Origin of the sequence: Pseudomonas sp. PSKL.D1 (assembly GCF_028898945.1) — a bacterium.
Taxonomy (GTDB): domain Bacteria; phylum Pseudomonadota; class Gammaproteobacteria; order Pseudomonadales; family Pseudomonadaceae; genus Aquipseudomonas.
Genome location: NZ_CP118607.1, coordinates 3,902,265 through 3,916,004 on the forward strand (window position 1 = coordinate 3,902,265; position 13,740 = coordinate 3,916,004).

Annotated in this window: 10 protein-coding genes; all 10 read right to left on the reverse strand. The window is 61.0% G+C overall.

Annotated elements, in window-relative coordinates; genetic code table 11:
• Positions 1–273: 273 nt before the first annotated feature.
• The gene (gene brnQ, locus PVV54_RS17340) at positions 274–1,587 is read right to left on the reverse strand and encodes a branched-chain amino acid transport system II carrier protein (protein ID WP_274906440.1); all 1,314 of its coding nucleotides are present in this window, start codon (positions 1,585–1,587) and stop codon (positions 274–276) included.
• Between the two features lie 461 nt (positions 1,588–2,048).
• The gene (sucD, locus tag PVV54_RS17345; RefSeq protein ID WP_016393102.1) at positions 2,049–2,933 is read right to left on the reverse strand and encodes a succinate--CoA ligase subunit alpha; all 885 of its coding nucleotides are present in this window, start codon (positions 2,931–2,933) and stop codon (positions 2,049–2,051) included.
• Positions 2,933–4,099 (reverse strand): ADP-forming succinate--CoA ligase subunit beta, encoded by a 1,167-nt coding sequence (gene sucC, locus PVV54_RS17350; protein ID WP_011534748.1) that lies wholly within the window; start codon positions 4,097–4,099, stop codon positions 2,933–2,935. Before sucC ends, sucD begins: the two co-directional genes overlap by 1 nt.
• 172 nt (positions 4,100–4,271) lie before the next feature.
• Entirely contained in the window at positions 4,272–5,708 is a 1,437-nt protein-coding gene (lpdA, locus tag PVV54_RS17355) for a dihydrolipoyl dehydrogenase (protein ID WP_274906441.1), read from the reverse strand.
• Positions 5,709–5,804: 96 nt separating this feature from the next.
• Positions 5,805–7,028 carry a 2-oxoglutarate dehydrogenase complex dihydrolipoyllysine-residue succinyltransferase gene (odhB, locus tag PVV54_RS17360; RefSeq protein WP_274906442.1) on the reverse strand — a complete coding sequence of 408 codons (1,224 nt, stop codon included), beginning with the start codon at positions 7,026–7,028 and terminating at the stop codon, positions 5,805–5,807.
• 42 nt (positions 7,029–7,070) lie between these two features.
• Positions 7,071–9,902 carry a 2-oxoglutarate dehydrogenase E1 component gene (locus PVV54_RS17365; protein WP_274906443.1) on the reverse strand — a complete coding sequence of 944 codons (2,832 nt, stop codon included), beginning with the start codon at positions 9,900–9,902 and terminating at the stop codon, positions 7,071–7,073.
• Positions 9,903–10,148: 246 nt separating this feature from the next.
• A complete protein-coding gene (locus tag PVV54_RS17370) occupies positions 10,149–10,853 on the reverse strand; it encodes a succinate dehydrogenase iron-sulfur subunit (protein WP_274906444.1) in 705 nt (234 codons plus the stop codon).
• An 11-nt stretch (positions 10,854–10,864) separates the two neighbouring features.
• Entirely contained in the window at positions 10,865–12,637 is a 1,773-nt protein-coding gene (gene sdhA / locus PVV54_RS17375; RefSeq protein ID WP_274906445.1) for a succinate dehydrogenase flavoprotein subunit, read from the reverse strand.
• 3 nt (positions 12,638–12,640) lie between these two features.
• On the reverse strand, positions 12,641–13,009 hold the full coding sequence (gene sdhD, locus PVV54_RS17380) for a succinate dehydrogenase, hydrophobic membrane anchor protein (protein WP_023381357.1): 369 nt from the start codon (positions 13,007–13,009) through the stop codon (positions 12,641–12,643).
• Positions 13,003–13,389, reverse strand: a complete 387-nt coding sequence (gene sdhC / locus PVV54_RS17385) for a succinate dehydrogenase, cytochrome b556 subunit (RefSeq protein ID WP_274906446.1) — start codon at positions 13,387–13,389, stop codon at positions 13,003–13,005. The genes sdhD and sdhC overlap by 7 nt, the downstream gene beginning before the upstream one ends.
• Positions 13,390–13,740 lie beyond the last annotated feature (351 nt).

Here is a 13,740-nt window from a genome sequence, read left to right on the forward strand (position 1 = left end):
CGGGTCCTGAGGGGCAGGTGCAGTTTCGACGTTGGCGAGCGGAAAAAGGCACACGTTGGCGCCGTAATTTGTGGCGCCTGTTGCGGCCTCATCGCGGCTAAAGCCGCTCCTACATGTGCTGCGCTGGCCATTGTAGGAGCGGCTTTAGCCGCGATGAGGCCAGAACAGGCGCACAAAAAACCCCGCATCCTCACGGACACGGGGTTTTCAAGCTTCCACCCTTGGCGTACACCCTACGGCTTGTGGCCGGTGACGCCCTCAGGCTTCAACCCATCAGGCCAACGCTTCGCGCGGCTTGCCGAGCATGCGGTCGCACACCACGGCACCGGCCAGCGTCACCACCGAAGGCACCAGCCAGGCCAGGCCCTGGTCGCTCAGCGGCAAGTGCGCCATGAAGTCTGGCAGCACGTGGGCGATGGTGCTGCCCTTGATGGCATCGACGATGCCAAACAGCAGTGACACCAGCATGACCGGCGCCAGGATACGGGTCGGCGAGTTCCACAGGTCTTTTACGAAGCTCAGGCCCACCACCACGATGCACGGTGGGTAGATCGCCGTGAGCACCGGGATCGAGAACATGATCAGCTTGGTCAGGCCCAGGTTGGAGATCAGCAGCGAGAAGCCCGCCAGGATCACCACCAGTGCACGGTACGACAGCGGCAGAATCTGGCTGAAGTATTCGGCGCAGGCACAGGTCAGGCCAACCGCGGTAACCAGGCACGCCAGGGCGATCAGCACGGCGAGGAAGCCGCTGCCGAGCGAGCCGAAGGTGTGCTGCACGTAGGCATGCAGTACCGCCGCACCGTTGGTGGCACCGGCTGCGATCTCGTGGCTGCCCGCCCCCAGGCGGAACAGGCTGATGTACACCAGCGCCAGGCCCACACCCGCGATCAGGCCGGCGATGATGGCATAGCGGGTGATCAGCTTCGGCGACTCCACACCGCGCGAGCGGATGGCGTTGACGATCACGATACCGAATACCAGGGCACCCAGGGTGTCCATGGTCAGGTAGCCGTCGGAGAAGCCTTTGGAGAACGCCGCCGCCGCATACGCAGGCTGCGCTTCACCCATGGTGCCGGCCGGCAGCGCGAAGGCTGCAATGCCCAGCACCGCCAGGGCGATGATCTTCAACGGCGCCAGGAAGCGGCCCACGGTATCGAGCAACTTGCCCGGATACATGGAAACCGCCAGCACCACGATGAAGTACACCAGGCTGTACAGGAACAGCGCCAGCGGGCTTTCACCGGTCAGCGGCGCCACACCCACCTCGAACGACACGGTCGCGGTGCGCGGGGTGGCGAACAGCGGGCCAACCGACAGGTAGCACACAGCCGCCAGCAGGCCGCCGAAGAACTTGCCGATCGGGCTGCTCAAGGCGTCCATGCCGCCACCGACCTTGGCCAGGGCGACCACGGTGATGACCGGCAGGCCCACGGCGGTGACCAGGAAGCCCAACGCTGCCATCCACACATGCGGGCCGGACTGCAGGCCGACGATGGGCGGGAAGATGATATTGCCAGCGCCCACAAAAAGCGCGAACGTCATAAAGCCAAGTGCCAGGATGTCCTGGCCTTTTAACACTTTCATTTAAGGAAGTACCACACTGCTGAAATCGGGATTCGAGAAGGGATTTCCCCATGGGTGAGGGAAATGCTGCCCGGCTTGGTAGGCCAGACCCGTTTAGCGTGTCGTTCCCTTTTGGGGTACGGGCACAGAGTGAACGCGTAGATTAACCGTTTTACCGGGCAAACGCACTGTTACGGTGCTGCTTGTCCGATGTGCGTACATGTTTGTCGTCTGTGTGACCGAGGACGGGGCGGATTATCGGTGTTGGATGGGCATTCGTCTGTGTGAAGAATCCTATTTAAATGATCGAAAGTGCTCATTACCTGTGACGACCCTATCGCGGATAAATCCGCTCCTACAGGTTGAATGCGTTGTAGGAGCGGATTTATCCGCGATAGGGCCGTCACAGGAAAAACTTAACCCAACAACGACAAAGGCCACCCGAAGGTGGCCTCTGTGCGCGTGGGGGTACTACGTATTACTTACTTCTTGGCTTCCCAGCCAGTCAGCTCGGCCAGGGCCTTGCCGATGTCAGCCAGGGAACGCACAGTTTTCACACCAGCGTCCTGCAGGGCGGCGAACTTCTCGTCCGCAGTGCCCTTGCCGCCGGAGATGATGGCGCCAGCGTGACCCATGCGCTTGCCCGCAGGTGCGGTAACACCGGCGATGTAGGAAACGACTGGCTTGGTGACGTTGGCCTTGATGTAGGCCGCGGCTTCTTCTTCAGCCGAACCGCCGATCTCACCGATCATGACGATCGCTTCGGTCTTCGGGTCTTCCTGGAACAGCTTCAGGATGTCGATGAAGTTGGAGCCCGGGATCGGGTCGCCACCGATACCCACGCAGGTCGACTGGCCGAAGCCGGCGTCGGTGGTCTGCTTGACCGCTTCGTAGGTCAGGGTGCCGGAACGCGAAACGATACCGACCTTGCCTGGCAGGTGGATGTGGCCTGGCATGATGCCGATCTTGCACTCGCCCGGAGTGATCACGCCTGGGCAGTTAGGGCCGATCAGGGTAACGCCCAGCTCGTCGCACTTGACCTTGGCATCCAGCATGTCCAGGGTAGGAATGCCTTCGGTGATGCAGACGATCAGCTTGATGCCGCCGAAGGCCGCTTCCAGGATCGAGTCCTTGCAGAACGGAGCCGGAACGTAGATGACCGAAGCGTCAGCGCCGGTAGCTTCCACGGCTTCCTTGACGGTGTTGAACACCGGCAGGCCCAGGTGGGTGGTGCCACCCTTGCCCGGGGTAACGCCGCCGACCATCTTGGTGCCGTAGGCGATGGCTTGCTCGGAATGGAAGGTACCCTGCGAGCCGGTGAAGCCCTGGCAGATGACTTTGGTGTCTTTATTGATCAGGACGCTCATTACTTGCCCTCCGCAGCTTTGACAACTTGTTGAGCAGCGTCGGTCAGGCTGGTTGCCGCAATGATGTTCAAACCGCTTTCTGCCAGTACTTTAGCGCCCAGTTCGGCGTTGTTGCCTTCAAGGCGAACAACAACCGGTACTTTGACGCCGACTTCTTTCACTGCACCGATGATGCCTTCGGCAATCATGTCGCAGCGAACGATGCCGCCGAAGATGTTGACCAGAACGGCCGCGACATTGCTGTCGGACAGAATGATCTTGAACGCTTCGGTAACGCGCTCTTTGGTAGCGCCGCCGCCAACGTCGAGGAAGTTGGCTGGCTTGCCGCCGTGCAGGTTGACGATGTCCATGGTACCCATGGCCAGGCCGGCACCGTTGACCATGCAGCCGATGTTGCCTTCCAGCGCTACGTAGTTCAGTTCGAACTTGGCAGCGTGGGCTTCACGGGCGTCGTCCTGGGACGGGTCGTGGAAGGTCTTCAGCTTGGGCTGACGGTACATGGCGTTGGCGTCGATGTTGATCTTGGCATCGAGGCAGTGCAGGTCGCCGTCGGCCTTGATCACCAGCGGGTTCACTTCCAGCAGAGCCAGGTCGTGATCCTTGAACAGTTTGGCCAGGCCTACGAAGATCTTGGCGAACTGTTGAACTTGCTTGCCTTCCAGGCCCAGCTGGAATGCCAGCTCACGGCCTTGGAACGGCTGAGCGCCGACCAGTGGGTCGATGGTGGCCTTGAGGATTTTCTCAGGTGTTTCGTGAGCGACTTTCTCGATGTCCACGCCACCTTCGGTGGAGGCCATGAACACGATACGGCGGCTCGAACGGTCCACTACAGCGCCCAGGTACAGCTCTTTGGCGATGTCAGTGCAGGATTCGACCAGAATCTTGGAGACGGGTTGACCGTTGGCATCGGTCTGGTAGGTAACCAGATTCTTGCCCAACCACTGTGCAGCGAACGCCTTGGCGTCTTCCTTGCTGCGAACCAGCTTGACGCCGCCCGCTTTACCGCGACCACCGGCGTGGACCTGGGCTTTGACGACCCACTCCGAACCACCGATCTTGTCGCAGGCTTCTGCCGCTTGCTCAGGGGTGTCGACTGCGAAACCCTTGGAAACTGGCAGGCCGTATTCAGCGAACAGCTGCTTACCCTGATACTCGTGAAGATTCATGCTTTTTACCGTCTTCGTTAGGTACTGCGCTTCGGCGCTGCGCCATTGCTGGCGCCGCACCACCTGTGACCGTTAACCCCGGGTTATCCCGTGTAGTCCGGTCCGGCGAACGTTCCGCGGTGAGTCATGCACGCAAGACTCACGACGGGCAGCCCGCCGTGGTTTCTTATAATTAACGCTTCTTACGGTTGGCCACGTGAATGGCGCCGCCATTCACTGCCAGCGCTGCTTCATGCAACGCTTCGGACAGGGTTGGATGGCTGAAGACCATCATGCCCAGATCCTCGGCACTGGTGCCGAATTCCATTGCGATCGCGCCCTGCTGTACCAGTTCGGCAGCGGATGGGCCAATCACGTGCACACCCAGTACGCGGTCGGTCTTGGCATCAGCGATGACCTTGACGAAACCACCGGTGTCGTTGGCTGCCATCGCACGGCCGCTGGCCGCGAACGGGAAGGTGCCTACGTTAACCTCAACACCCTCTGCCTTCAAGGCTTGTTCGGTCTTGCCGACCCACGCGATTTCCGGGTGGGTGTAGATAACCGACGGGATCAGGTCGTAGTTCATCTGGGCTTTGTGGCCCTTGATGCGCTCGACAACCATGATGCCCTCTTCCGAGGCCTTGTGTGCCAGCATCATGCCGCGTACCACGTCACCGATGGCGTACACGCCCGGTACGCTGGTAGCGCAGTGATCGTCGACGAAGATGTAGCCACGCTCGTCGATGTTAACGCCGCTGTCAGTGGCCAGCAGGTCGGTGGTCACCGGGCGACGACCAACGGCAACGATCAGCTTGTCGAAGGTGATCTTCTGCTCGCCTTCGGCGTTGGTGTAGGTGACTTCGACTTCGTTGCCGTTCACTTTCGAGCCGGTGACGCGAGCGCCCAGCTTGATGTCCAGGCCTTGCTTGGTCAGGGTCTTCTGGGCTTCTTTCGACACAGCGGTGTCGGCAGCCATCAGGAAGGTGTCCAGCGCTTCCAGAACAGTGACTTCAGCGCCCAGGCGAGCCCAGACCGAACCCAGCTCCAGGCCGATGACGCCAGCACCGATCACGCCCAGGCGTTTCGGTACCGATTGGAATTCCAGGGCGCCGGTGGAGTCGACGATGACGTTCTGGTCGACCGGAGCCGGCGGAATGTCGATCGGGCGCGAGCCGGATGCCAGGATCACGTTTTCGGCTTCGATGACTTCGGTGGTGCCGTCAGCCTTGGTGACTTCGACTTTCTTGCCAGCCAGCAGCTTGCCGTGGCCCTGGATCGAAGTAACGCCGTTGGCCTTGAACAGAGTGGCAACGCCACCGGTCAGGTTCTTGACGATGCCAGCCTTGCGGCCAACCATCGCGGCAACGTCCATCTTCACTTCGCCAGTGGAGATACCGTGTACGTTGAAGCTCTCTTTGGCTTCCTTGTACTTCCAGGAGCTGTCCAGCAGCGCCTTGGAGGGAATGCAGCCTACGTTCAGGCAGGTGCCACCCAGGGCCAGCTTGCCCTCGGCGTCGGTGTACTTCTCGATACAGGCAGTCTTCAGACCGAGCTGGGCAGCCTTGATGGCAGCTACATAGCCGCCAGGACCTGCACCAATCACCACTACGTCAAATTTCTGGGTCATAAAAGATTCCTTGTGAGCTTCAAGCGGCAAGCTGCAAGCCGCAAGACAGACAGGCTTCGACTTGAAGCTTGCCGCTTGCAGCTTACAGCTGCGCGATTAGATGTCCAGCAGCAGGCGAGACGGATCTTCCAGCAGGTTCTTGATGGTGACCAGGAAGGTTACCGCTTCCTTGCCATCGATCAGGCGGTGATCGTACGACAGCGCCAGGTACATCATCGGGCGGATGACGACCTGACCGTTGATGGCCATCGGACGCTGGATGATGTTGTGCATGCCCAGGATGGCAGCCTGCGGCGGGTTGACGATCGGGGTCGACATCATCGAGCCGAAGGTACCACCGTTGGTGATGGTGAAGGTGCCGCCGGTCATCTCTTCGATGGACAGCTTGCCGTCACGGGCCTTCTTGCCGAAGGTGGCGATGCCGTTCTCGATTTCAGCCAGGCTCATCGATTCGGCGTTGCGCAGCACAGGAACCACCAGGCCACGGTCGCTGGAGACGGCAACGCCGACGTCGGCATAGCCGTGGTAGACGATGTCGTTGCCGTCGATCGAGGCGTTAACGGCCGGGAAGCGCTTCAGAGCTTCGGTGGCAGCCTTGACGAAGAACGACATGAAGCCCAGGCGCACGCCGTTGTGGGTCTTCTCGAACAGGTCCTTGTACTTCGAACGCAGGGCCATGACTTCGGTCATGTCGACTTCGTTGAAGGTGGTCAGCATGGCCATGCTCGACTGGGCTTCGACCAGACGCTCGGCGATCTTGGCACGCAGGCGGGTCATCGGCACGCGCTTCTCGGTGCGGTCGCCAGCGGCAACCACAACCGGGGCAGCAGCAGCGGCAGCAGGCTTGGCAGCCGGCGCAGCGGCAGGGGCCGACTTCTTGTTGGCGACGGCAGCAACGACGTCTTCCTTGGTGATGCGGCCACCTTTGCCGGTGCCGGCAACGGTAGCCAGGTCGATGCCGTTTTCTTCAGCCAGCTTGCGGGCGGCAGGTGCGGCGACCGGGTCGTCTTCACCAGCATCGGCAGCGGCGGCAGCCGGGGCAGCAGCGGCCGGAGCAGCAGCTGGAGCAGCGGCGGCAGCACCACCTTCAACGATCGAACCCAGCACTTCGTCGGACAGGACGGTGTCGCCCTCGCCCTTGACGATGGCACCCAGCACGCCGTCGGCGGTGGCCAGCACTTCCAGGACGACCTTGTCGGTTTCGATGTCGACGATCAGCTCGTCACGCTTGACGGCTTCGCCCGGCTGCTTGTGCCAGGTGGCAACGGTGCCGTCGGCAACCGATTCCGGGAAGGTTGGGGCTTTGATCTCGATAGCCATTATCAGTGTTTCCTTAAATTCGGTTTCAGGTGCACGAAGGCGTTAGACAGTGAACGCGTCTTGCAGCAGTTTTTCCTGCTGTTCGGCGTGCTTCGAAGCGTAACCACAGGCTGGCGCGGCGGAAGCGTCGCGGCCGGCGTATTCCAGGACCAGTGCCTTGTTGTGGCGGCCCAGGATACGGCGCATGTGGTGCTGGCTGCTGTACCAGGCGCCCTGGTTCATCGGTTCTTCCTGGCACCACACCGCATGCTTGAGGTTGGTGTACGGCGCCAGGATTTCGACCAGGTCGTCCTCAGGGAACGGATACAGCTGCTCGATACGCACGATGGCGATGTCTTCGCGGCCTTCGGCACGGCGTTTTTCCAGCAGGTCGTAGTAGACCTTGCCGCTGGCCAGCACCAGGCGTTCGACCTTGGCCGGATCGAGGGTGTCGATTTCCGGGATCACGGTCTGGAACGAGCCTTCTGCCAGGTCTTCCAGGGTGGAGATGGCCAGCTTGTGGCGCAGCAGCGACTTCGGCGTCAGCACAACCAGCGGCTTGCGCAGCGGGCGAATGACCTGACGACGCAGCAGGTGGTAGATCTGTGCCGGGGTGGTAGGCACGCACACCTGGATGTTGTGCTCGGCGCACAGCTGCAGGTAACGCTCCAGACGCGCGGAGGAGTGCTCCGGCCCCTGCCCTTCATAACCGTGTGGCAGCAGCATGGTCAGACCGCACAGGCGGCCCCACTTGTGCTCGCCGCTGGTGATGAACTGGTCGATCACCACTTGCGCACCGTTGGCGAAGTCGCCGAACTGGGCTTCCCAGATCACCAGCGCGTTCGGCGTGGTGGTGGAGTAACCGTATTCGAAGGCCAGCACCGCTTCTTCCGACAGGAAGGAGTCGTACAGGTCGAAACGCGGCTGGCCCGGGAACAGGTTCTTCAGCGGCACATAAGTGCTGGCGTCCTTCTGGTTGTGCAGCACCGCGTGACGGTGCGAGAAGGTGCCACGGCCGATGTCCTGGCCGGTCATGCGGATCGGGTGGCCTTCGAACTGCAGGGTGGCGTACGCCATGGTCTCTGCATAGCCCCAGTTGATCGGCAAGCCACCGGCCTGCATCTTCTGGCGATCTTCGTAGATCTTCGCGACCTGGCGCTGAACCACGAAACCTTCCGGCAGCTCCAGCAACTTGGCCGACAGCTCCTGCAGGGTCTTGAGGTCGAAGCGGGTGTCGTGACGCGCGGTCCAGGCATGGCCCAGGTATGGGCGCCAGTCCACGAACAGCTCGCGGTTCGGCTCCTTGACCAGGCTTTTTACAACGTGCAGGCCGTTGTCCAGCGCATTGCGGTACTCGTCGATCTTGGCCTGGGCGCGCTCGGCGTCGATGCGGCCAGCCTGGATCAGCGCCTCGGCGTACAGCTCACGGGTGGTGCGCTGCTTGGTGATCTGCTGGTACATCAGCGGCTGGGTGCCGTTTGGCTCGTCGGCCTCGTTGTGGCCGCGACGGCGGTAGCAGACCAGGTCGATGACCACGTCACGCTTGAACTGCATGCGGTAGTCGATGGCCAGCTGGGTGACGAACATCACCGCTTCCGGGTCATCGCCGTTCACGTGCAGGATCGGCGCCTGGATCATCTTGGCAACGTCGGTGGCGTACTCGGTGGAGCGCGCGTCCAGCGGGTTGCTGATGGTGAAGCCAACCTGGTTGTTGATCACGATGTGCACGGTACCGCCGGTCTTGAAACCGCGGGTTTGCGACATCTGGAAGGTTTCCATGACCACGCCCTGGCCGGCGAATGCAGCGTCGCCGTGGATCGAGATCGGCAGCACCTTGTCACCCACGGTGTCGTTGCGACGGTCCTGACGGGCGCGCACCGAACCTTCCACCACTGGCGAGACGATTTCCAGGTGGGACGGGTTGAACGCCATGGCCAGGTGAACTTCGCCACCGGGGGTCATCACGTTGGAGGAGAAGCCCTGGTGATACTTGACGTCACCGGAGCCCAGCTCGTTCATCTTCTTGCCTTCGAACTCGTCGAACAGCTCGCGCGGGTTCTTGCCGAAGGTGTTCACCAGGACGTTCAGGCGGCCACGGTGGGCCATGCCGATCACGACTTCCTTGGTGCCGTAGGAGCCGGAACGCTGGATCATCTCGTCCAGCATCGGGATCAGGCTTTCGCCACCCTCGAGGCCGAAACGCTTGGTGCCCGGGTACTTGGTGCCCAGGTACTTCTCCAGGCCTTCACCGGCGGTCACGCGCTCGAGCAGGTGAGCCTGCACGTCGGCGGAGAATTCCGGGCGGCCACGCACGCTTTCCAGGCGCTGCTGGAACCAGCTGCGTTGCTCGGAATCGACGATGTGGGTGAACTCGGCGCCAATGGTGCGACAATATGTCTTCTGGAGTGCATCGAAGATGTCGCGTAGGCTCGCTTCCTCTTTGCCGATGAACAGGTCGCCGGCACGGAAGGTCGTATCAAGATCGGCATTGGTCAAGCCGTAATGATTGATCGACAGGTCTACGGGCGCAGGGCGCTGCCACAACCCCAAGGGGTCGAGCTTGGCAGCCTGATGGCCGCGCATACGATAGGCCTGGATCAGTCGCAGAACTTCAACCTGCTTCTTCTCGTGTTCTGTGCTCACGCTCCCGGCGGACACCGGTTGGGCGCGGCGCTGGTTCTTTGCCAGCAATACGAAATGGTCGCGGATCGTCGAGTGCGATACATCGGTAGCGGTGCTGCCGTCGGCGGGCAACTTCTGGAAGTAAGTGCGCCACTCTTCTGGCACAGCGTTAGGGTCGTGCAGGTAGAGCTCGTAGAGCTCTTCCACATATGCAGCGTTACCACCTGAAAGGTGGGCGCTTTCCCACATGCGCTGCATCACGCTTTCTTGCATGCTTGGTCACCCTCGGTTAGGGGACTGATCGGCGAGAGCCACAGCAAACCTGGAAAAGTCCGAACACAGCGACTGAACCACGCCACTTGGATCTTGCTGATTTTCCGGGTACCAGCCCGGAAAGCCCCTGCTGGTCTCATATCTTCATAGGTATCGAGCGCGGGCTTTGTGGGCCCTTGCTCAGGTTTTACCTCAGTGCGGGCTCACCACCCGCACCTCGGCTTACTGCAGTTACAACGCTTTGAATCAGGTGCCGCTTTGCAGCAGCATGTTACGTACGTGGCCGATTGCCTTGGTAGGGTTCAGACCCTTGGGGCAAACGTTCACGCAGTTCATGATCCCGCGGCAGCGGAATACGCTGAACGGGTCATCCAGGGACGCCAGGCGCTCCTGGGTTTTGGTGTCACGGCTGTCGGCCAGGAAGCGGTAGGCCTGCAGCAAAGCGGCCGGGCCCAGGAACTTGTCCGGGTTCCACCAGAACGACGGGCAGGAAGTCGAGCAGCAAGCGCACAGAATGCACTCGTACAGGCCGTCCAGCTTGTCGCGGTCTTCCGGCGACTGCAGACGCTCGATGGCCGGAGCCGGCGTGTCGTTCTGCAGGAATGGCTTCACCTTCTCGTACTGCTTGTAGAAGATGCTCATATCGACGACCAGGTCACGGATTACCGGCAAACCTGGCAGCGGGCGCAGAACCAGCTTGTTGTTCTTGACCACACCCGACAGCGGGGTGATGCAAGCCAGGCCGTTCTTGCCGTTCATGTTCATGCCATCGGAACCGCACACGCCTTCACGGCACGAGCGACGGTACGAGAAGCCCTCGTCCTTTTCCTTGATCAGTGCCAGCACGTCCAGCACCATCAGGTCCTTGCCGCCGGTATCGACGTCGAACGACTCCATCTTGGGCGCCGAGTCGGTGTCCGGGTTGTAACGATAAACTTCGACTTTCAACATAGCAGCCACCCTTAGTAAGTCCGGACTTTTGGTTCGAAGGCTGGAACAGTCTTCGGCGCAAAGTTGACGCCACGCTTGGCAACGCGCTTCTCACCCGGGTAGTACAGGGTGTGGCACAGCCAGTTCTCGTCGTCACGGTCTTCGAAGTCTTCACGGGCGTGCGCGCCGCGGGACTCTTTACGGGCTTCGGCCGCAATGGCGGTAGCTTCGGCAACTTCCAACAGGTTCTGCAGCTCCAGCGCTTCGATACGCGCAGTGTTGAAGGCCTGGGACTTGTCGTTGATCTTCACGTTGGCGATGCGCTCGCGCAGGCCAGCCAATTGCTCGATACCCTTGAGCATGTATTCGCCGGTACGGAATACACCGAAGTAGTTCTGCATGCAGCTCTGCAGCTCGCGCTTCAGCGTGGCAACGTCTTCACCGGTGTTACGCTCGTTGAGCTTGCTCAGGCGGCTCAGGGCAACATCGATGTCGGTGTCGCTGGCATCGAGATGCTCGATACCGTCGCTCAGCGCCTTCTCCAGGTGCAGGCCGGCAGCACGGCCGAACACCACCAGGTCGAGCAGCGAGTTGCCGCCCAGGCGGTTGGCGCCGTGAACCGATACGCACGCCACTTCACCGACCGCGAACAGGCCCGGAATGATGTGGTCCTTGCCTTCGGCGTCCATGGTGATGGCCTGGCCATGAATGTTGGTGGCAACGCCGCCCATCATGTAGTGGCAGGTTGGAACGACCGGGACCGGCGCGACGACAGGGTCGACGTGGGCGAAGGTCTTGGACAGTTCGCAGATACCTGGCAGGCGGCTGTGCAGCACTTCCTCGCCCAGGTGGTCCAGCTTCAGCAGTACGTGGTCCTTGTTCGGGCCCACGCCGTTGCCGGCGATGATTTCTTTGACCATGGAGCGCGCAACCACGTCGCGGCCAGCCAGGTCTTTCGCGTTCGGCGCGTAACGCTCCATGAAGCGCTCGCCGTGGGCGTTGATCAGGTAGCCACCTTCACCACGGCAACCTTCGGTCACCAGTACACCGGCGCCGGCGATGCCGGTCGGGTGGAACTGCCACATTTCAATGTCCTGCACCGGCACGCCGGCACGCAGCGCCATGCCGATACCGTCACCGGTATTGATCAGGGCGTTGGTGGTGGAGGCGTAGATACGGCCTGCACCGCCAGTGGCCAGTACGGTGGCCTTGGACTTGATGTACATGGTTTCGCCGGTTTCGATGCAGATCGCGATCACGCCGACAAACGCGCCCTCCTGGTTCTTCACCAGGTCAACCGCGTAGTACTCGTTCAGGAAGGTGGTGCCTGCTTTCAGGTTGCCCTGGTACAGGGTGTGCAGCAGCGCGTGACCGGTACGGTCGGAAGCAGCACAGGTACGGGCAGCCTGACCACCCTTGCCGAAGTCCTTGGACTGGCCACCGAACGGACGCTGATAGATGCGGCCGGTTTCGGTACGGGAGAACGGCAGGCCCATGTGGTCCAGCTCGAAGACCGCAGCCGGGCCTTCCTGACACATGTATTCGATAGCGTCCTGGTCACCGATGTAGTCGGAACCCTTGACGGTATCGTACATGTGCCAGCGCCAGTCGTCGTTCGGGTCGGCCGAAGCGATGGCGCAGGTGATGCCGCCCTGGGCGGATACGGTGTGCGAACGGGTCGGGAAGACCTTGGTGACTACGGCAGTCTTGTGGCCGCCTTGAGCCAGTTGCAGCGCTGCGCGCATGCCGGCGCCGCCGCCACCGATGATGATGGCGTCGAAGGAAATGGTTGGAATGCTAGCCATGGATCAGATACCCCAGAGAATCTGCACACCCCAGACGAAGTAAGCGAACATCGCAACGCCGCATACCGCCTGGAACAGGAAACGAATCGCAGTCGCCGACTTGCCGAACGACATCGGCGTCAGGTAGTCGGTGGCGATGGTCCACATGCCGACCCAGGCGTGAGCGCCCAGGGCAACGAGGGCCAGCAGACTGAAGATCCGCATCGCGTTGTTGGAGAACAGACCGTGCCACTGGGCATAGTCCATGCCCGGGTGTACGACGATGTATCCGATCAGGAACAGGAAGTAAGCCGCGAGAACGACCGCCGAGACGCGCTGCGCCATCCAGTCATAGAGGCCCGAACGCGACAGGTTCGTGACATTGGTTACCATACCCAAACTCCCACCAGAACGATCACCACCACGGAGATGACAATCACGATTTTCGAGCCCAGTTTGCCGCCTTCCAGCGTCTCACCGATGCCCATGTCCATGATCAGGTGGCGTACGCCTGCCACCAGGTGATACAGCAGGGCGGATAGCAGACCCCAGGTCACGAACTTGGCCAGCGGGCTGGTCAGACACGCCTTCACCTCGCCGTAGCCTTCCTCGGAACCCAGCGACTTGCCCAGTGCATAAAGCATGATGGCAAGGCCCAGGAACAGGATGACGCCGGAGATACGGTGAAGAATGGACGTGTACGCGGTGATCGGGAGCTTGATGGTCCTTAGGTCTAGGTTTACAGGTCGTTGGCTTTTCACGGCTTTTTTCACACTGAAGAGCCCCTAGCGAATCAGGGCAAAGTTGTTGGTAAGTGTACTGGTCAGGTACCCACCACCCACAGAACGGCGACCCCCAGCAGTTCGGGCTTGCAAGCCCCTGGCGGTCGGGTGCCGAGTATAGACAGTTAGGCTGCTTATGACAACGTGACGGGGTAGCCCAAATAGCGGATTGCCTTTAGCGCGCAAAAGGCGTAAATGGGCGACAAATTCTTGAAAAATCAGGGTTCAATACCGGTTTCAACCAGCCTTTAGGCAAATTGACATTCGGATTTGATTCTCTATAGTGGTGCGGGCCCTGCGTGGGGGGACTGTCTGATGATTTCAAGCATTAATAGGAGGCCA